This window comes from Frateuria terrea (assembly GCF_900115705.1).
GTDB lineage: Bacteria > Pseudomonadota > Gammaproteobacteria > Xanthomonadales > Rhodanobacteraceae > Frateuria_A > Frateuria_A terrea.
In genome coordinates this window covers 247,348-265,925 of the sequence record NZ_FOXL01000003.1, presented here as the reverse complement: position 1 = coordinate 265,925, position 18,578 = coordinate 247,348, and the positions used below count along the sequence as shown (strand labels likewise).

The 18,578-nt window shown below is 68.0% G+C and carries 17 protein-coding genes; 9 read left to right on the top strand and 8 right to left on the bottom strand.

Features of this window, described 5'->3' with window-relative positions; genetic code table 11:
* Nucleotides 1-52 precede the first annotated feature (52 nt).
* Complete coding sequence (locus BMZ38_RS04995) at nt 53-1,000, bottom strand: ABC transporter ATP-binding protein (RefSeq protein WP_091334908.1); 948 nt, start codon at nt 998-1,000, stop codon at nt 53-55.
* A 90-nt stretch (nt 1,001-1,090) separates the two neighbouring features.
* Here BMZ38_RS04995 and BMZ38_RS04990 point away from each other — a divergent pair, with 90 nt between their 5' ends.
* Nucleotides 1,091-1,837, top strand: a complete 747-nt coding sequence (locus BMZ38_RS04990; RefSeq protein WP_091334906.1) for a ferredoxin--NADP reductase — start codon at nt 1,091-1,093, stop codon at nt 1,835-1,837.
* Nucleotides 1,838-2,130: 293 nt separating this feature from the next.
* Nucleotides 2,131-2,598 (top strand): spore coat protein U domain-containing protein, encoded by a 468-nt coding sequence (locus BMZ38_RS04985; RefSeq protein WP_091334904.1) that lies wholly within the window; start codon nt 2,131-2,133, stop codon nt 2,596-2,598.
* Nucleotides 2,599-2,644: 46 nt separating this feature from the next.
* Here the strand turns inward: BMZ38_RS04985 and BMZ38_RS04980 are convergent, their stop codons facing one another.
* The 4 genes from BMZ38_RS04980 to BMZ38_RS04965 are packed head-to-tail and all read right to left on the bottom strand — an operon-like array spanning nt 2,645 to nt 7,316.
* Entirely contained in the window at nt 2,645-3,682 is a 1,038-nt protein-coding gene (locus BMZ38_RS04980; RefSeq protein WP_091334902.1) for a Csu type fimbrial protein, read from the bottom strand.
* Entirely contained in the window at nt 3,679-6,087 is a 2,409-nt protein-coding gene (locus BMZ38_RS04975) for a fimbria/pilus outer membrane usher protein (RefSeq protein WP_091334900.1), read from the bottom strand. The genes BMZ38_RS04980 and BMZ38_RS04975 overlap by 4 nt, the downstream gene beginning before the upstream one ends.
* A complete protein-coding gene (locus tag BMZ38_RS04970) occupies nt 6,038-6,781 on the bottom strand; it encodes a fimbrial biogenesis chaperone (RefSeq protein ID WP_091334898.1) in 744 nt (247 codons plus the stop codon). The genes BMZ38_RS04975 and BMZ38_RS04970 overlap by 50 nt, the downstream gene beginning before the upstream one ends.
* Nucleotides 6,782-6,788: 7 nt before the next feature.
* Entirely contained in the window at nt 6,789-7,316 is a 528-nt protein-coding gene (locus tag BMZ38_RS04965) for a Csu type fimbrial protein (protein WP_091334895.1), read from the bottom strand.
* A 344-nt stretch (nt 7,317-7,660) separates the two neighbouring features.
* Here BMZ38_RS04965 and BMZ38_RS04960 point away from each other — a divergent pair, with 344 nt between their 5' ends.
* From BMZ38_RS04960 to BMZ38_RS04930, 7 genes are all read left to right on the top strand, one after another.
* Nucleotides 7,661-8,260 (top strand): hypothetical protein, encoded by a 600-nt coding sequence (locus BMZ38_RS04960; protein WP_091334893.1) that lies wholly within the window; start codon nt 7,661-7,663, stop codon nt 8,258-8,260.
* A gap of 87 nt (nt 8,261-8,347) precedes the next feature.
* Nucleotides 8,348-8,539, top strand: coding sequence for a helix-turn-helix transcriptional regulator (locus tag BMZ38_RS04955; protein ID WP_091334890.1), 192 nt, complete (start codon nt 8,348-8,350; stop codon nt 8,537-8,539).
* A 16-nt stretch (nt 8,540-8,555) separates the two neighbouring features.
* The gene (locus BMZ38_RS04950) at nt 8,556-8,945 is read left to right on the top strand and encodes a hypothetical protein (RefSeq protein ID WP_091334888.1); all 390 of its coding nucleotides are present in this window, start codon (nt 8,556-8,558) and stop codon (nt 8,943-8,945) included.
* An 11-nt stretch (nt 8,946-8,956) separates the two neighbouring features.
* Nucleotides 8,957-9,184, top strand: a complete 228-nt coding sequence (locus BMZ38_RS04945) for a hypothetical protein (RefSeq protein WP_091334886.1) — start codon at nt 8,957-8,959, stop codon at nt 9,182-9,184.
* A gap of 4 nt (nt 9,185-9,188) precedes the next feature.
* On the top strand, nt 9,189-10,763 hold the full coding sequence (locus BMZ38_RS04940) for an alpha/beta hydrolase (RefSeq protein WP_091334884.1): 1,575 nt from the start codon (nt 9,189-9,191) through the stop codon (nt 10,761-10,763).
* Nucleotides 10,760-11,494, top strand: coding sequence for an ABC transporter ATP-binding protein (locus tag BMZ38_RS04935; protein WP_091334882.1), 735 nt, complete (start codon nt 10,760-10,762; stop codon nt 11,492-11,494). The genes BMZ38_RS04940 and BMZ38_RS04935 overlap by 4 nt, the downstream gene beginning before the upstream one ends.
* The gene (locus BMZ38_RS04930; RefSeq protein ID WP_425431858.1) at nt 11,491-12,699 is read left to right on the top strand and encodes an ABC transporter permease; all 1,209 of its coding nucleotides are present in this window, start codon (nt 11,491-11,493) and stop codon (nt 12,697-12,699) included. The genes BMZ38_RS04935 and BMZ38_RS04930 overlap by 4 nt, the downstream gene beginning before the upstream one ends.
* A 171-nt stretch (nt 12,700-12,870) precedes the next feature.
* On the opposite strand, the gene BMZ38_RS04925 is transcribed toward BMZ38_RS04930, so the two are convergent.
* The 3 genes from BMZ38_RS04925 to BMZ38_RS04915 form a co-directional block, all read right to left on the bottom strand.
* Nucleotides 12,871-14,865, bottom strand: a complete 1,995-nt coding sequence (locus tag BMZ38_RS04925) for an LTA synthase family protein (RefSeq protein WP_091334880.1) — start codon at nt 14,863-14,865, stop codon at nt 12,871-12,873.
* 237 nt (nt 14,866-15,102) lie between these two features.
* Nucleotides 15,103-16,335, bottom strand: a complete 1,233-nt coding sequence (locus tag BMZ38_RS04920; RefSeq protein ID WP_091334878.1) for a multifunctional CCA addition/repair protein — start codon at nt 16,333-16,335, stop codon at nt 15,103-15,105.
* A 1-nt stretch (nt 16,336) separates the two neighbouring features.
* Nucleotides 16,337-18,346 carry a transglycosylase SLT domain-containing protein gene (locus BMZ38_RS04915; protein ID WP_245747185.1) on the bottom strand — a complete coding sequence of 670 codons (2,010 nt, stop codon included), beginning with the start codon at nt 18,344-18,346 and terminating at the stop codon, nt 16,337-16,339.
* Between the last annotated feature and the right edge of the window lie 232 nt (nt 18,347-18,578).

Sequence of the window (18,578 nt, the reverse complement as noted above, 5' to 3'; positions counted from 1 at the left end):
GGTTCCACGCGGCTGCTGGGGTTGTGTTCGCCGGATGCGGAGGTGGGTGTGCTCACGCAGCCTTCTCCTTGCCCGACTCGCGCCCGCCCTCGACCAGCCGCACGAACAGCTCCTCGAGCCGGTTGGTCTTGTTGCGCATTGAGGTCACCGTAATGCCGTGCGAGGACAGCGTGGCGAACAGCGAGTTGAGGTCGTGGTCGCGCGACATCTCCGCCTCGAGCGTGTGCTCGTCGACCTTGCGGATGGCCACCCCGGACATTGCCGGCAGCGGACCGGGCACACCGGCCACGTCGAACACGAAGGTTTCCACGTCCAGCGAAGCCAGCAGCCGTTTCATCGTGGTGTTCTCGATGATGGTGCCGTGGTCGATGATCGCGATGTTGCGGCACAGCTGCTCGGCTTCTTCCAGGTAATGCGTGGTGAGGATGACCGTGGTGCCGGCCGCGTTGATGCCGCTGACGAACTGCCACATGGAGCGGCGGATCTCGATGTCCACGCCGGCGGTCGGTTCGTCCAGGATCAGCAGCTTCGGCTCGTTCATCATCGCGCGGGCGATCATCAGGCGCCGCTTCATGCCACCGGAGAGCATGCGCGCCTGGTGCTGCGCCTTGTCCCACAGACGCAGCTCCTTCAGGTATTTCTCCGCGCGCTGGGCCGCGATCTTGCGAGGGATGCCGTAGAAGCCGGCCTCGTTCACGCAGATGTCGAACGGCTTCTCGAACTGGTTGAAGTTGATCTCCTGCGGCACCAGGCCGATCAGCTTCATCGCCTCGTTGCGTTGCTGGTTGACCGAGACGCCGAAGATGCGCGCATCGCCACCGGTCGAGTTCACCAGCGAGGAGAGGATGCCGATCAGCGTCGACTTGCCGGCGCCGTTGGGGCCGAGCAGCGCAAAAAAGTCGCCTTGCTGGACGGTCAGCGAGATGCCCTTGAGGGCCTCCACGCCGTTGCCGTAGGTCTTGCGCAGGTTGTCGACGACGAGTGCGGGAACAGATGACATGGGCTGCACCGTGGGGGCCAGCCCTTTATTATACGTGGCCGTTTACCTGCCGCCCGCTCACGTCGGGCGTGCCTCCCGCTCCGGAATCCCATGGCCGACCATTTCACCCTCCGTCTCGTCGACAGCTTCATGCTCGCGCCTAGCGTGCGCCACCTGGTGTTCGAGCGCGCCGACGGACAGCCGCTGGCCTTCCAGCCGGGCCAGTTCCTGCAGGTGCATTTCCACTACGAGGACGGCACGGCGACCAAGCGCAGCTATTCGGTGGCGACCGTCGGCGATGGAAGCGCGCCCGTGCAACGGATCGAGATCGCGGTGAGCTACGTCGAGGGCGGCGCGGCCACCAAGCTGCTCGGCAACCTGCAGCCCGGCGGGACGATCGAGGCCAGCGGCCCCTACGGCCGCTTCTGCCTGCAGCCGGGCGACACCCACCCGCGCTACCTGCTGATCGCCACCGGTACGGGCGTGACGCCCTATCGCGCCATGCTGCCGCAGATCCGCCAACTGCTCGCCAAGGGCGGGCGCGAAGTCGTGCTGCTCTACGGCGCCCGCAGCGAGGCCGAGCTGCTCTACGGCGAGGAGTTCGAGGCCTTCGCGAAGGAAAACCCCGGGTTTACCTTCCACGGCTGCCTGAGCCGCCAGCCCCGCGCCGAACCCCGCCCGCACGACCGCAGCGGCCACGTGCAGGGCGTGCTGGCCGAACTGGCTCCCCAGGCCGACCGCGACATCGCCTACCTGTGCGGCAATCCCAACATGGTCGACGCCGCGTTCGCCGCGCTGAAGGACTACGGCCTGCCGGTGGCGCAGATCCGGCGCGAGAAGTACGTCAGCTCGCGCTGAGGCCCGCGCGCTCCCTCGCCAGGCGGGACGGCGGTCGGGCCGGAGTCAAACCTGCACGGAAAGCCCGCGCCGGTTCAAGTTTGTATTTCCCACGTCGATAAGTAACCCGCCAACGGATGCGCCTGCCTAACGGGCGCTCCGCTAAACCATCGCCACGCCCGAACCGCACGCAAAATGTGACGGCGTTCACGCTTTCGGACGGAAAGCCGACGCGCGCCATAAAGCCCACGCCGGCGGTGCCGAAAGCCCCTTTAGCTGCCGGGACTGGCCCGGGGTGCGTCGAGGGTTTGGATATGGCGAGTCGGTTCGGGAAATCTGCGACCTGCGGTCTGGCTGCCTCCCTGCTTGCCCTGTTGCCCGGCCCGGCCGCTGCCGACCAGGTCTCGGGTACCTTGCGGGTCACGCTGCGGGTGGTCGCTTCCTGCAGCGTGCAGACCCAGCCGTTGGCCCTCTCCGACTATGCGTCCGGTGGCCCTGTCACGGGTACCGCCTCGCCGGGTGCGATCGACGTGACCTGCGCACGCGGCACGCCGGCGGCCGTCTACCTCGAGGGCAACCGCACGCTGCAGGCTCCCAGCGGCGACCGCGTCGCCTACGAGGTGCGCGCCAATGGCGCGCCCTGGCGCGCGGGCGAAGCCATCCACGTCAAGGGGCTGGGGCAGACCCCGATACATTTGGCGCTTTCGGGCTCGGTGCCGGCGGGGCAGCGGGTGCCGGTGGGCGATTATGAGGACCAGGTGGTGGTGCGGGTCGTCTATTGAGCGGAATGCTCGTTGTACGATCTTCGCAGGCCGCAGCCGTCGGTGCTCAGTAATAGACGTACACGGTCACCACGTCGAAATAATCGCCGGCTGGGGGTAATCCTTGGTTCGGCTCGACCTTGCCATAAACGGTGAACGTTTTCGTGCCTTGCTGGCTGGTCTGCGTATCAATTTGATCCGTATAGCCCCACACAGTGTTATTGCCGCCGTCCTGATAGAGCTGGTAGCCGATCAGGTCGCTGTGCGTGGGGCCTCCGAGCATGTGCCGCACGTTGCCGGAGTAGTGCAACCCATTGTCCAGACCCACCCGGTAGCCCGTATGTTGGGTAAAGAAGCCATTGCACGTGACCGTCAGTGTTGCGGTTGCGGTCGTATTGCTGGGGTCACCGTTCACGGGCGTCGGAAAGACCAACGGATTGGTCTGCACGTTGCAGGTCGCCTGCATGTTTGCAGAGACCTTGAACCCTTCGATGCTGCCACCGCCTGGCGTGCACTGGCCACCGGACGGGCCGATATCGAAGGCAACGTTGCCTGGGCCGTACAGCGCCCCATAGCTGCCTGCCCCGCCGCCCCAGAAAGATTGATCGCTAGTTATAGTCGCGTAGATCGGTTCGGTAACTGGAGTCGACGTTCCGCCGGCCGGTACTGAAATGGTTCTGACGTAGGGGGTACCCCAATTGGCTTGACCAGTGCTGCTGCCCCAGCTGTTCGTATTGGAGGCATCCTTGAAAAGCTGGTAGTTCAGAACACTACCTGCCGGGCCGCTGAGAGACCGGGTCGGAGTGCCGGATGGATTACCAAGACCGATGCAGACGACAACGTCCTTTTGAGCCACGGTCGTGTTCGTGCAGTAATAAGTGAGGAAGCCTGTCGTCTGCAGATTGCTGTTTCCGTTCAAGAGCCCGATCCCGACCGTAGAAGCATCCACATTGCCGAAATTGATGTCGGTGATCGTGCCTTGGCAAGTGATGCCGGCCACGCTGGCCTGCGCCGCATTCAACGGGGCCATGCCGGCGGGCGCCAACCACTGGCACAGGATGAACAATCCGCCCAGCCACAGCCAGGTGCTAATGCGTCGGATCATGGCGCGTTCTCCTTCGTGCAGGTGAGCGGCCCGACCTGCGGAATGCCCTCACCCTGCTGGCGGTAATCGAAGCGGCTGCTGCAGCGGCCTCCCGCGGGCAGGCTCACCTCCAGCACGTTGTGCTCGCCCAATGTGTCCAGGTAGGCCGCGCCGTCGAAGCCGACCAGCGCCGCCTCCCCGGCCTGCCCGCGCACGCGCACCTCGCTCCCGAGTGGCAACGGCTTGCCGGCGGCATCGCGCAGCAGCACCGAAGCCGAACGATGCGGCTCGAGGTCGAAGCGCACCAGCGTGCCGGCGCGGTCAGTGGGCGAAGCCTGCAGGTCGATCTGGCCTACGCGCACGTCGGCCGGCAGCTGCATCGGGTCGATGCTCAGCTTGTTGTTCTGGTACGCATTGAGCGGCGTGACCAGAAGCAGGCCGTGCGCGTCGGTGTGGCCGATCGGGTTGTTCTCCAGCTTCACCGGCACATCGGGTATGCCATCGGTGGATACCACCGCAAAACCGTTGTAGATGCTGCGAGCGGCGAAGGCATGGCCATCCATCAGCACCAGCGCGCCGTTGCCACCGGCGAAGGCGGTGCTGTCGCCGCTGAAGCGCATGACGCCTGCCTGCACCTGGCCGTAGCGGCCCAGGTAATCCAGCTCGGCCAGGCCGGAGCGGGTGCCCTCGCCCTGCTGCGTCTGCGCACGCCAGCCGAAGCCGCCCTTGGTGGGCAACGAGCGGGCGATGCTGGTGTCGACCATGTTGCGGCTACCCTGGTGGTCCAGGCCGGCGCTCATGTAGGTGCGGTCGTCCAGAGACAGGCTGAAGCTCAGGAACACGCTGTGGTCGCGTGCGTCGTCCAGGTTCTGGTTGAGGTTCAGGCTGAGCGAGGCGCTGCGGCCCAGCGATCGGTACCAGTAGCCGCTGGCGTAGCGGCTGGTCTGCTCCAGGTAGCGCAGGTGCACGTAACTGATGCCGAAGTTGCCCAGCGAGCGGGTGCTGATGCCGGCCTGCGCGCTGGCGCTCAGCCGGGGCGACGGGCTGCCGTACAGCGCGGCCACGTCACGGTAGCCGCTGCTGCTGCGGGTGCCCTGGGCGCTGAAGTTGAAGCGGTTGTTGATCCACTGGTAGCCCAGGCTCAGCTGCGAGCCGCCGAGGCCGTGGTAGCTGCTGTGAGCTGCCGATCCGGAGAGCACGCCCGCGGTACCCAGCAGCCAGTCGCCACCGACGCCGGCATTGGCCAGACCCTGGGTCAGTTCGGCGTGCGCGCCGGCGGTGACCTGGTCGGTCAGGCCGCGGCGCCAGCTGCCGCTGGCCATGGGATCATGTCCATAGGAAAACGAGCGCAGGCCGTAGTCCTCGCGTACGAAGCCGAATCCGGCCGACCAGTCGGTCAGCCCCTTCTGCAGCAGCTGCTGGGTGTCGTACAGCGAGAAGTCGACTGTGGTGACGCGCCCCAGCGCATCCGTCAGCACCAGCTGTGCGTTACCCGCGCCATTGATGCCCGGGACCGCGTTGAGCTGGAACGGGCCGACCGGCACCTGGCCGCTGTACTGCTTCATGCCGTCGATGTACAGCTCGACCTGCGAGGGCAGGGTGGCCTGGCCGAGGAACTGCGGCAGCGGCGCTGTGACCCGGTAGGGCTGCAACGCGAAGTCGGTGCCGATCTGTACGCCGCCGATGCGCGTCGGGCGCGACCACGACGCGCCACCGGTGAGCGTGTCACCCACTTGCAGCGTGAGCATGTGCTCGGGAAATGAGCTGGTCCAGGTGGTGTCCAGGCGCACCGAACGGCCGCGCCAATCGCCATCGGCGCGGTTGGCCTGGGTCAGCCCCGTGCTGCTCAGCACGCCAGCGCCGCCGAACAGGCGCAGCTCGGTGTAGGCGCTGGCGGTGGCATTGCCCTGCGTGTCGTGGGTAGCGTAGAGGTTGTAGTTGAGCAGCGCGCCCGGCGAGGCGCTGGCGTGCGGGACCGGCGGACCCGGCGGCTTGAGGACGCTGGTAGGCAGCTGCAGCAGTTTCAGCGGGACGGTGAGCGCCGCCGTCTGCTGTTGCGCGTCATAGCGCACCTGCACGCCGGGCAGGCTGTCCAGGCGGATCGGGTCGGGGCTGTCCACTGGCAGCATGAAGCCCAACTGCTGCAAGGTGGCGCGCGAGGCCCACAGCTTGCCGTCGCGGTAGCCGAAGTGCGTCAGGCCGCGATAGGTGCCATTGAGGGTGAGGTCGAGGTACAGATCGGTGGCGTCGATGGCGGCCATCGCGCCCACCGGATCGAGCGCCAGGGCGGTCCCGTCGGCTGCGCCCTGGCTGCTGCCCAGGTCGACCGCCGACGCGCGAGGGGCGATGGCGATCAGACAGGGCAGCAGCAGCGACTCAGCGAGCGCGATCGGCCAGCGAGACCGTTTGCGTGGCCTTCGCGCCATTGATCGTTGCCTCCAGCGTGCCGGTTCCGGCGAAAACCGTCGCCGACTGCTTGAGCGTCCAGTGCATGGTGGCTCCTGGGAGCACATAACCCAGCAGGCCGCCGGCGATGGCCGTGCGATGGCCTGCGCGGTCGACGTAGCTGATCTCGGACAACTGCGCGTGGCCGCTGCCGGTGTTGGACACCACCAATGCCGTGTGGTCGCCTTCGTGCTGCAGCGCCCAGTGCAGGGTGGGGGCCACCTTTGCCGCCCCCTGCGGCTCGACGAAGACCGGCACCGAGTAGTGCAGCACGAACTGCAGGCCCTTCTTGCCTGTGTTCTGGATCGGCAGTTCGTCGATGGCCAGCCGGTAAGCCGCTTCCACGGCGCCGATGCCCGAGGGCGGCGCACCGATCCTGATGACCCGGATCAGCTGGCGCCCGCCCGGCTGGATGCCGAGCATCGGCGGACTGATCACCAGTTCCTGCGAGGGCGTGAGCTGGTCCGTGCCTTCTGCCTGCGTCCAGCGGTACACGCGTACCTGCGCGTGCACCTGGTCGGAACCGGTATTGCTCAGCCACAACCCGTCGGCGTGCTGCACGGGCTGCAACGTAAGCGAGACCGGTGCGACCTGCAGGCCGCTGGCCCATGCGCCAGCGCCGGCCAGGGCCAGGCCGGCGCACAGCAACAGGCGGAAGAGTAAGCGCCCGACCATCGCCTTTTCAGTAGGTCACGTTGACTGCGATGGAATCCGAGTACGAATCGGGCATTACATTGAGATTCGCCGACAGCACTTTGCCGTAGACCTTGTAGGTCTGCGCAGAACCGGTGCCGGCAGCCAGTCCGTTGGCGGCGGTCAGGCTGTTGCTCGCGGTGTTGCCCCAGGCCGTGGTGTTCCCGGCGTTCTGGTACAGCGCGTAGGCGATGGTGTCCGTATTGCCGGCGATGGTGCCCTTCATGGTGCCGGTGCCGTCGGTGCTGCTGGAGCTCGGCGTCAAGCCAACGCTGTAGGGGAGCTTCTTCGAACACGTCACGCTGATGTTGCTCGCGTTGGCTGTTGCGTCGGTGGACTGGTTGGAATCAACGGTGCCGAGGTCCAGGGGGCCACTGGTCGTCACCGAGCAAGCCTTGGCGATGGTCAGCTTGATCTGGAAACTCGCGGAGGCCGGGCTGGTGGCACCCGTGGCACTGACGGCAAAGCCGCCAAGAGCAAGCAAGGCGGAAGCGAGCAAGGTCTTCTTGAACAGCATGGGTCTTCTCCGGGAATGGGCTAAGTGCCGGGTTCGCTCGGCAACAGCCGTGCCAAGCGGCTGTGTGCAGGGCGCACAGGCGGGTGTTTGCTGGGGATTTGAGGCTGCGGGGCGGCTTCCAGCGCGCGGGTGCTGCAGCAGCCAAGGATTTGACGGCTTGACGCGGCTTGTCCCCCAACTGCCGCGCCGTGTCACTAAGTTGACGTCTGTGACACGGTTCTCATTTTTTCACAAGATCTTCATCCTGGGAAGCCGCACCGGATGGATTTTGTAAAGCGTGCTTGACACGTCGGCGCCGGTTGCCTACGCTTCATGTCAAGCACACTTTACATCCGGCGACCGCCATGGCCCGCTTCACCGAAAAGCAGTATCGCAACCAACTCAGCCTGGCGATGGTGGCCTACATGGCCGCGATGCTGCTGGTCTGGCCGCTCAGCCGCACCGCCGCGAGCGTGCCGCTGAAGGTGGTGCTGGCGGTGGTCCCGGTGCTGCCGATGCTGTTCGTGATCGGCCTGATGGCGCGGCGGATCGGTGCCAGCGACGAATTCGAGCAGCGCGTCCACCTGCTGGCATTGGGGGCCGCCACCGCGTTGCTCGGTGCGCTCAGCCTGGTCGGCGGGTTTCTGGACGCAGCGGGCGTGCTGGCGCTGCGCGGCAGCATCCTGATCTGGGTGTTCCCGGTGACGATGCTCGGTTACGGCGCCGCGCGCTGGTGGCTGCTGGTGCGCCACTACGGCGGCAGCGCGGGCTGCGAGGGCAGCTCGCCGGGATGGCAATTGTGCCTGCTGGGCGTGCTGGTGCTGATGGTGCTGGGGGTGGCCTGGTGGCACGGGCGGCTGGACGCTTTCCAGACGGGCCTGTTGTTCGGCCTGGCGCCAGGCGTGCTGTTACTGCTGGGGGTGCTGCTGTGGCGGCGACTGCGCCGCGCGGCCGACAAGGATTGATGCCATGGCCATGCTGCCCTCGGCCCATCGGTGTCCGAAGCCGCTGGCCCGGGTCCCGGCCGGCGCCGGCCCGGGACCGGGTCTCCCATGAAGAACCAGGTACGCGAACTGCGCGGCGACCGGGGCTGGTCACAGGCGGACCTCGCCGAGCGGCTGGACGTGTCGCGCCAGACCATCAACGCGATCGAAACGGGCAAGTACGACCCCAGCCTGCCCTTGGCTTTCAAGATCGCGCGGCTGTTCGGGCAGTCCATCGAAACGATCTTCGAGCCGGACTGACGGCGGAGGACAGGGAATGAACAAATTGCTTCATCGCTACGCGCGCCACATGTGGCTGCCCACCACGGTCATGCTGGTGGTCCTGGTGCTGTTCTCCCGCTACGCCAAGCACCTGTCGCCGGTGGGCCGGATGCTGGCGATGACGGGGCTGATGGCGAGCTACGCCTGGACCGGTTGGGCCGAGTTCCGCCACATGCAATGCATGGACGAAATGCGCCGACGGCTGGAAATGGAGGCGATGGTGATCGCCTTCATCGCCGGTGCGGGCGTGGTACTGGCACTGTTCTTCGTCCAGGCGCTGAAGCTGGCCGAGGTGCCGTTCGTTGCCGCACCGATGGTGCTGTTCAGCTGCTACGTGCTGGCCCAGCTCCAGGCGCGCCTGCGCTATCGGTACTGGTCGCTGTAGGAGGGGTCGTCATGAGTCGCCGCACTGCCGCCATCGCCGCCGTACTGCTCGCCATGCTCTGCATGCGCCTGCCGGCATGGCAGGAAGCCGCACCTGCAGCAGGCGACGTCCCGGCGTCGCGCGCGGCCGCCTTCGGCGATGGACGGCACACCGGGTTCAGCGTGGACATCGACGGCTGGCAAGCTGCACCGGCGCTACGGCGTTGGCTTGGACAATTACTCGAACGGGAAGGGGATTGAGGACATGGCTCTGAAAGCGCGCACCGCGTTGCGCATCGTCGTGGTTGCCGTCGGGCTTGGCCTGCTGGCGTGGAACCAGTTCCGCCCGCACGGCCCGGCCGCAGCGGGCGAAGGTCCGGCGTCCGACGTCGTGCCGGCCAAGCCGCAGGCGGCGGCGAAACCGCGTACTTGGAAACTCGGCCAGCTCACCCTGACCGCCTGCGAACTGGGCCGGCCGGACAGTGGGTTGACCACCGCCGCCTGGTGCGCACCGTTCCAGGTGCCGGAGAACCGCGCCGACCCGCACAGCCGCCGGATCACGCTGAACCTGGCGGTGGTCCGCTCGGATGCGCAGGTGCCGGCCAAGGACATGCTGGTGTTCCTCGCCGGCGGTCCCGGCCAGGCGGCAACCGAAACCTGGCCGACGGTGGCTCCGGCGCTCGAGCCGCTGCTGGCCCATCGCAATGTGCTGCTGATCGACCAGCGCGGCACCGGCAAGTCCAATCCGCTGGATTGCAAGGCCGCCGACCAGCAGGACAAGGCCGCGCCGATCGCCGGCTTCGACGCCGAGCGGCTGCGCACGCAGGTGGCGCAGTGCCTGAAGGAAGTGCAGGCCAAGGCCGACCCGCGCTTCTACACCACCACCGCTGCGGTTGCCGACCTGGAGGACGCGCGCCAGGCGCTGGGTGCGCCCAGCTTCGACCTGGTAGGCGTTTCCTACGGTACCCGTGTGGCGCAGCAATACGCGATGCACCACGGCGACGCCGTGCGCAGCATCGTGCTCGACGGCGTCGCGCCCAACTCGCTGGTGCTGGGCGAGGACTTCGCGCGCAACCTGGACGACGCGCTGAAGGCGCAGTTCGCCCGTTGCTCGGCGGAGCCTGCGTGCAAGGCGCGCTTCGGCGATCCCTACCAGACGCTCTACCAGCTGCGCGACGCGTTGCGCGCCAACCCGCACAAGGTCAGCTTCCGCGATCCGCAGACCTACCAGAGCGTCGAGCGCACGCTCAGCGATGACGCGGTGGCCAGCGTGGTGCGCCTGTTCGCCTACTCGCCGGTCACCGCCGCACTGCTGCCGCTGTCGATCGACGCGGCGGCGCACGGCGACGTCGGCCCGCTGCTGGGGCAGGCCAAGCTGATCAGCGGCGACCTGGGCGACAGCATGAACGGCGGCATGCAGTCCTCGGTGATCTGCAGCGAGGACGCCGACCTGCTCACGCCCCGTCCGCAGGACGCCAACACCATCCTGGGCACGCGCATGATCGACACCTTGCAGGCGGTGTGCTCGGTGTGGCCGCACGGTACCCGGCCGGCCGACTTCCACCAGCCGCTGCAGACGTCCATCCCCACGCTGCTGCTCTCGGGCCAGTACGACCCGGTGACGCCGCCGCGCTACGGCGAGGAGGTGCTCTCGCACCTGTCCAACGCTCGCCATCTGGTGCTCAAGGGCCAGGGCCACAACGTCATCGGCGCCGGCTGCGCGCCCCAGCTGGTAGAGCGATTCATCAAGGATCCGGATCCGAAGAAGCTCGACGCCAGCTGCCTGGATCGCCTGCAACCGACCCCGCTGTTCATCGACTTCAACGGAGCGACCCCATGATCGAGGTCAAGGACCTGCACAAGGCGTTCGGCGCGGTGAAAGCCGTCGACGGCGTCAGCTTCACCGCCCGCGACGGCGAGATCACCGGCCTGCTCGGTCCCAACGGCGCCGGCAAGACCACCACGCTGCGCATGCTCTACACGCTGATGAAGCCCGACCGCGGGCAGGTGCTGGTCGACGGCGTGGACGCGGCCACCGACGCGCTCACGGTGCGCCGCCACCTGGGCGTGCTGCCCGATGCGCGCGGCCTGTACAAGCGCCTGACCGCGCGCGAGAACATCGACTATTTCGCGCACCTGCAGGGCCTGCCCGACGACGAGGTGCGCAGCCGCCGCGAAGCGTTGATCGAGGCGCTGGACATGGCCGACATCGCCGACCGCCGTACCGAGGGCTTCTCGCAGGGCCAGCGGGTGAAGACCGCGATCGCCCGTGCGCTGGTGCACGACCCGCGCAACGTGATCCTGGACGAGCCGACCAACGGCCTGGACGTGATGGCCACCCGCGCGCTGCGTCAGTTCATGCTGAAGCTCAAGGCGGAGGGCCGCTGCGTGCTGTTCTCCAGCCACATCATGCAGGAGGTGGCCGCCCTGTGCGATCGCATCGTGGTGATCGCGCATGGCCGCGTGGTGGCCGACGAGACGCCCGACGCGCTTCGCGCCCAGACCGGCGAGGCCAACCTGGAAGAAGCCTTCGTGAAACTGATCGGCACCGATGAGGGACTGGCCGCATGAACAAGATGGAGACCCACCCGTTGCGGCGCAGCCGCGCGTTCCTGACGGTGTTCCTGAAGGAAGTGCGCGAGAACCTGCGTGACCGGCGCACGCTGATCAGCGCGTTCCTCACCGGCCCGCTGCTGACGCCGCTGCTGTTCACAATGCTGATCAGCTTCACCGTCAACCGCGAACTGGACAAGGCCGAACAGCCACTCAAGGTGCCGGTGATCGGCGCGCAGTACGCGCCCAACCTGGTCGGCGCGCTGAAGGCCGGCGGCGTGCTGCCGCAGCCGGCGCTCGCCAATCCGGAACAGGCCGTGCGCGACCAGCAGGCCGACCTGGTGCTGCGCATCTCCGCCGGTTATCCCAAGGCCTGGCGCAAGGGCGAGCCGGTGCAGGTAGAGCTGATCTACGACTCCTCCCAGCGTGACTCGGGCACGTCGGTCGATCGGGTCACCAAGCTGGTGGAAAACTACTCCCGGCAGCAGGGTGCGATGCGGCTGGTGGCGCGTGGCCTCTCGCCGGCGCTGGCCTCGCCGGTGATGGTGGCCAAGCGCGACCAGGCCACGGCGCAATCGCGCGCGGTGCTGATGTTCAACATGCTGCCGTACCTGTTCGTGCTGACCATCTTCATCGGCGGCATGTACCTGGCGATCGACCTGACCGCCGGCGAGCGCGAGCGGCAATCGCTGGAACCGCTGTTCGCCAATCCGGTGCCGCGCTGGAAGGTGTTCCTCGGCAAGCTGGCGGCGATCTGCGCGTTCTCCACCGCCAGCCTGGTGATCTGCCTGGTCGCGTTCTCGGTGGTCGGCCGCTTCATCCCGACCGACAAGCTCGGCATGGAAGTCCACCTGGGCCCATCTTTCGCCCTGCACGTGCTGCTGCTGCAGCTGCCGTTGATCGTGCTGCTCGGCGCGCTGCAGTCGCTGGTGGCCGCCTTCGCCAAGAGCTACCGCGAGGCGCAGACCTACCTCTCGCTGCTGATGATGGTGCCGATCCTGCCGAGCATCTTCCTGATGGTGATGCCGATCAAGCCGCAGCACTGGATGTACGCGGTGCCGCTGCTGGGCCAGCACCTGGGCATCCTCGACCTGGTGCGCGGCGAGGGCGTCGGCGCGATCCCGCTGGCGCTGTGCCTGGCCGGTACCTCGCTGGCCGCGCTGATCGCCGCGCTGGTGACCATGCAGCTCTACCGCTCCGAGCGGCTGGCGATTTCCGGCTGAGCCAGGAGGCCGTCGTTGCGCCCTCTCCCGCAGGGAGCGGGCCGCGTTGAGAGTCAACGCTCGCGGGGAAAGATGGCGTGGACGGTACCCATCGTGCCGCCACGCCCGAGTCGAAGGTCCCGGGCGAGCCGGGACCTTACTTCCGACCTCTCCGGAGGAAGGAAACCAGGCTCAAGGGGAGGCGGTACTGCCCGCCTCCGCCGGCAGCGGCTGCACCGGCGTCCGATCTGCCGGACGGCGCACCAGCTTGCCCTGCTTGAACAGTTCGGCGGCCACCTGGTAGTACGCGGTGGCGTCGTCGAGGTCCTCCGGGTCGCGCTGGCGCACCGGTGCCGCATCGCCGGTCTCGAAATCCGGTCGCATCTGCTCAACCTTTTTCTGCGGCTCCAGGATGGTCAGCAAACCGTTGTGCAGATAGCCGAGCTTCTCGTACGTGGCCGGGAAGGCGCGCTCGCGCCCCGGCGGTAGCTGGAAGATGTCATAGCCGAAGAAGCGGCTGCGGTAGCTGAAGTGGAGCAACCCGAGCAGCGTCGGCGGGATATCGATCTGGCTCATGAAGCGGTGCACGCGCTGCGGCGCGATGTGCCCGGGCGCATAGATCCACAGCGGGATGTGGTAGCGGTTGACCGGAAGGCTGGTCTTGCCGGCGCTGGACGCGTCGTGGTCGGCGGTGATCACGAACACCGTGTCGCCGAAGTACGGCCGCTTGCGCGCCCGCTCGATGAAGTCGGCGATCGACCAGTCGGTATAGGCCACCGCACCCCCGCGCGTGCCGTTGCGCTCCTTCACCCGGCCGGCGGGGAAGGTGAACGGGCGATGGTTGGAGGTAGTCATGATGTGCAGGAAGAACGGCTTGCCCTCGCCGTGGATCTTGTCCATCTCGCCCAGCGCCAGCGTGTACAGGTCTTCGTCGGCCACGCCCCATACGTTCTCGCTGTGGATGGTGGCGCCCTTGGGAATGTCCTTGCGGTCCACCGGCACGTAGCCGTTGTGGGCAAAGAAATAGTTCATGTTGTCGAAGTAGCCGTAGCCGCCGTAGACGAACTCGGACACGTAGCCGCGATCATTGAAGATGTCCGCCAGCGAGAACAGGTTCTCGTTGTGGTGCATCTTCAGCACCGAGTCGCCGGGCGTCGGCGGGATCGACAGCGACAGCGCCTCCAGGCCGCGCACCGTGCGCGTGCCGTTGGCATAGACGTTGTCGAAGAACAGGCTGTCATTGGCCAGCGCGTCAAGGTGCGGGGTGATTTCGCCGTGGCTGGCGCCGAAGGTCTTCAGGAAGTCGGCCGACAGGCTTTCCACGCTGATCAGCACCACGTTGAGGTGCTGCTCGGGCCCCGGGTTGCGGATCGCCCGGGTGAGGTCCTGGGGGTCGTCGTCGAGGTAGCTGGCGTCGGGCGTCTTGAGCGCCTTGCGCACGCGCTCGAACGCCACCGGGTCGGGCAGGGTCCGGTAGAAACGCGAGTAGTCGAGGTGGCTGCTGCGGAAGGCGGCGAAAAACTGGTAGATGCCGTTGCCGGCCAGCTCGTTGACGTACATGTTGTCGCTGTGGTCCTTCATGCTGCCGTTCACGGCGAGTACCGAGACCACGGTCAACGCCAGCCAGCCCAGCACCACCTTGCTGCGGCCGAGCAGGCGGCTGCCTGTGTCGGTCGTGCGCAGCCAGCGCCGGCCCAGCCACACGATCGCCAGCGAGAGCAGGCCGATCAGGCTCATCCACAGGCCGATCGGGTAGGACTCGCGGATGTTGCCGATCACCTCGGTGGTATAGACCAGATAATCCACCGCGATGAAATTGAAGCGCACGCCGAACTCGCCCCAGAACACGAACTCCGAGGCGGCCACGAACAGCAGCCAGTACATCAGCAGCAACGCAAGCAGGTAGAGGGCCCACTGGCCCGCGCGCGACACGTAGGCGCGCCGCGGCATCAGCCAGAGGAACAGCAGCATCGGCCAGGCCACGTAGAGCAACGTGACCAGGTCGTAGCAGGCACCGATGCCGAAGGCATAGAGCCAGTACAGCGGGTTGGGCGGTACGCCGGGGCCGGACATGGCCAGCAGCACGATCCGCGTGACCACGCCGATCAGCAGGTAGGTGACCCCCAGCCACCACAAAGGGCGGAAGCGCAGGCGAAGCGGTGGGTTGGGCGTGATGGTCAAGGACATGGCAACCCCTTGGCGGGTTCTGGACGCAGCTCACCTTTATACATGGCAGGGCTTGGCCGGTGCTTAGTAGTGCGGTGCACCGGCCCCTGGTTTTGTTGCTTCGGGAAGAGGTGAGGAGTCGTGCTCGCCCCAAACTGCCAACAGGGATGTCGGATTTATGTCATGCGCTCGCGCCGTGTTTGCGCACACCTCGGCCCTTCACCGTTCCTCTTCCGGAAGGGAAGGACAGCAAAACAGTCAGTGGGTGACGGGCCTGGGTACGGCCGCGATGGCAGCTACGCGTGCCCTGTCCATCGCTTCGCCGATCGCCGGGCCGGCCAGTCCGCGCGCCACGAATTCGGCCGAGGCCACGGCGGCGGCCGCGTCCCGTGCCGCACGCAGAAATTCCGCCTGCGGATACGACGCCTCCGCGCTGCCCAGCCGGCCCCGCCTGTCGGCTTCACAGCAGGCGAGGAAGCTCTCCAGCCGCTGCGGCCGGCGCAGCGCGTCGAGCTTGGCCAGCAGGCGCAGCACGGTGGCAGGCTTCAGTTCCAGCGCCCGGTGCGCATTGAGGTGCTCGCGGCAGACCAGCTCGGCCAGCGCGGCATGCTCGGCCGGCACCTTCAGCCGGGTGGCCAGCGCCCGCAGCGGCGCGACCCCGGCATGCTCGTGGCCGACGTGGCTGGGCAGCACGTCGGCCGGGGTGCACGCCTTGCCCAGGTCGTGGCACAGCGCACCGAAGCCGACCAGGTCGTCGCCCGGGGCGATCCGCGCGGCCATGTCCAGCACCAGCTCCAGGTGCACGCCGGTATCGATTTCCGGGTGGTACTCCGGCCGCTGCGGCACGCCGTAGAGGGCATCGACCTCGGGAAACAGCACGGCCAGCGCGCCCGCGTCCCGCAGCACGCGAAGGAAAGCCGACGGCTGTGCCTCGGCCAGCGCTCGGCGGGTTTCGGCCCAGACACGTTCGGGGACCAGATGGTCGACCTCGCCGCCGGCGACCATGTCGCGCATCAGCGCCATGGTCTCCTCGGCCACGCGGAAGCCCAGCGGTGCGAAGCGTGCAGCGAAGCGCGCCACGCGCAGCAGGCGCACCGGGTCTTCCACGAAGGCGGGCGAGACGTGCCGCAGCACGCGCTGCTCGAGGTCGCGCCGGCCGTGGAACGGGTCGACCAGCACACCGTGCTCGTCTTCGGCGATCGCGTTGATGGTGAGGTCGCGGCGGGCCAGGTCTTCTTCGAGCGTCACGTCCGGGTCGGCGTGGAAGGCAAATCCGTGGTAGCCGCGGCCGGTCTTGCGCTCGGTGCGCGCAAGGGCGTATTCCTCACCGTTGCCCGGGTGCAGGAACACCGGGAAATCCTTGCCGACCGGCCTGAAGCCCTGCGCCAGCATGTGCTCGCGCGTGGCGCCGACCACGACGTGGTCGTGGTCGACCACCGGCCGGCCCAGCAGCCGGTCGCGTACCGCACCGCCGACCAGATAGCGGCGCATGTCAGTGCGGGGTGCCCGCCACCGCGCTCGAGGCGGGAGCGGGTGCCGAGGTGGCGGGGCAGGTGACGTCCCTGCGCGGCGAATGGACGTCCGGAAGGCGGTACGGCTGACCGACCGGCGGCATCCGCGACGCCAGCGGCAGGGCCTTGCCGGACAGGCGCCAGTCGTAGATCACGGCGAACGCCATCACGCGGGCCACGTAGTCGCGGGTCTCATGGTAGGGAATGGTCGCCACGAACAGGTCCGCGGGCAAGCTGCCGCGCTGGTCCAGCCATGCGTCGACCTTGTTCGGGCCGGCGTTGTAGGCGGCGCTCGCCAGCCACGGTGCGCCGCCATAGCGCGCGGCCATCTGCGCCAGGTAGCGCGTGCCGAGCACGATGTTGACCACCGGGTCGTACAGCGACTGGCCGCCGCTCCAATCGAGCCCGTTCTTCTTCGCAACCTGCGCTGCGGTGGCCGGCACGAGCTGCATCAGGCCGCGCGCGTCGGCTCCGGAGTGCGCGTCGCTCATCCAGGCGCTCTCGGCACGTGCGATCGCGTAGGCCCAGGACGGATCGATGCCGGCCTGCTGTGCCTGCGGCACCACGCCATCCTGGCTGGCCAGCGGGAAGCGTTGGTCGTAGTAGCGCAGCGCATCGCCGCTGGAATAAGTGAACACGGCGCGGTCGTACCACTGCCGCTCGTAGGCCAGCCGTGCGGCCAAGCGCAGCGTGCCCGCGTCGGCGCCGTCCAGCGCATGCGACCACTCGCGGCGGGCCAGCTGCGGCAAGTCCACGGCGAACAGTTCGAAGGCGCGCTGCAGGCCGGCCCGGGCGAGCAGGTCCTGCTCGCGCTGCGGGTCGTCGGGTGGGTCGAGCGGGCAGATCGCGTAGTCGCCCTGCACGCGGTCGGCGGCGAGGAAGCCGTAGTAGGTCGGTTCCTGCGCGAGCTTGCCGTACAGCGCATCGGCCTGGTCCGCATGGCCGGTGGCGGCGAGCGCGCGGGCGCGGAAATAGCGCCATTCGTCTTCGTCCTGCTGCCCGGCCGGCATGGCGTCGAGGGCGGCCAGCACGGCGGGCCAGTCCTGCCGTGCCAACGCGACGCGGGCGCGCCATTCACGGCTGGTGGCGGTCTGCGCATCGGCGGGCAGGGCCGCGAGGCGGACGAGGGCGTGTTCGTCGAAGTCGGTGGCGTGGTACAGCGCCAGCGCGTAGAGCACGCCGTCGCGCTGGGTGGGCGTGAAGCTGAAACGGGGGCGCAAGCGCTGCCAGCCGGCGTCGGCGGCCTCGGTGTCGCGGCGGGCCAGGCGCTGCAGAGCCAGCGCGGCAGCCTGGCGGTGGCGCGGCGTATCCGGCCAGTTCGCTGCGTCGGCGACGGCCGCAGCCGGGTCGCGCAAGGCCTGCGCCAGGCGTGCGGCGACCTTGCCCTCCTCGCCGGGCAGCCAGGCGGCCAGCGCGGCGACCGTGCCGGCCTGGCCGCCGTCGAGTGCGCGATCGATACGCGTCCACAGGCGCGCGTCGGTGAGCAGGCCGGCATCGTGGGCGGCGGCGAGCACCGTGTCGCAGGCGTTGGGCAGGCTGGGCTTGGCCCACAGTGTGGCGAGGTCGCGCTCGAAGTCGAGGGTACCCCCCTGGGCGAGTTTCGCCTGCAGTGCGTCGCAGGCGAGCGCGTCGCCCAGGCCGGGCCGGTAGAGTGCCAGGAAGTCGTCCCAGTGCTGCTGGCGCGCCTGGCTGCGCAGCCAGGCGCGGCGCAGGTCGGCGGCCGGCAGCAGGTCGTGGTAACGGGCAAGGAAGTCGGTGACGGTGGCGCGGTCCAGCGTGTCCACGTCGTGTTCGAGCGCGGCTTCCTCCAGGTAGGGATAGAGCGGGTAGTCGGCCAGGCTCTTGGCCCAGTTGCGCCAGCCGTCGCCACCCTGCTGCGCCACCGCCCAGGCCTGCCTGAACGCGACGCGCTGCGCAGCCAGCGAAGGTGCGGCACGCGCCGTCGCCGCCAGGCAGAAGCCGATGGCCAGGGCAAGCAGGAGGTGCGACAAGGCGCGCCGCGCGCGGGCGGCCGGGAGGGTGTGCTGGATCATTGTTGCAAGTGTAGTAAGGCGCGGTAAGCGCAGCGTTAACCGGCATCGAGCGTCGCTCTTGCCACTTCTGCCGCAGCAAGAAAGGCGCACGCTTCGAGAGCGAAAGTCGGCTTTGCTCCGAGTCGGTCCCGGAAGCCGGAGGAACGCCCGGGGCAGCGGGGATCGCCCGGGCCTTTGTTAAGCTGCCGCG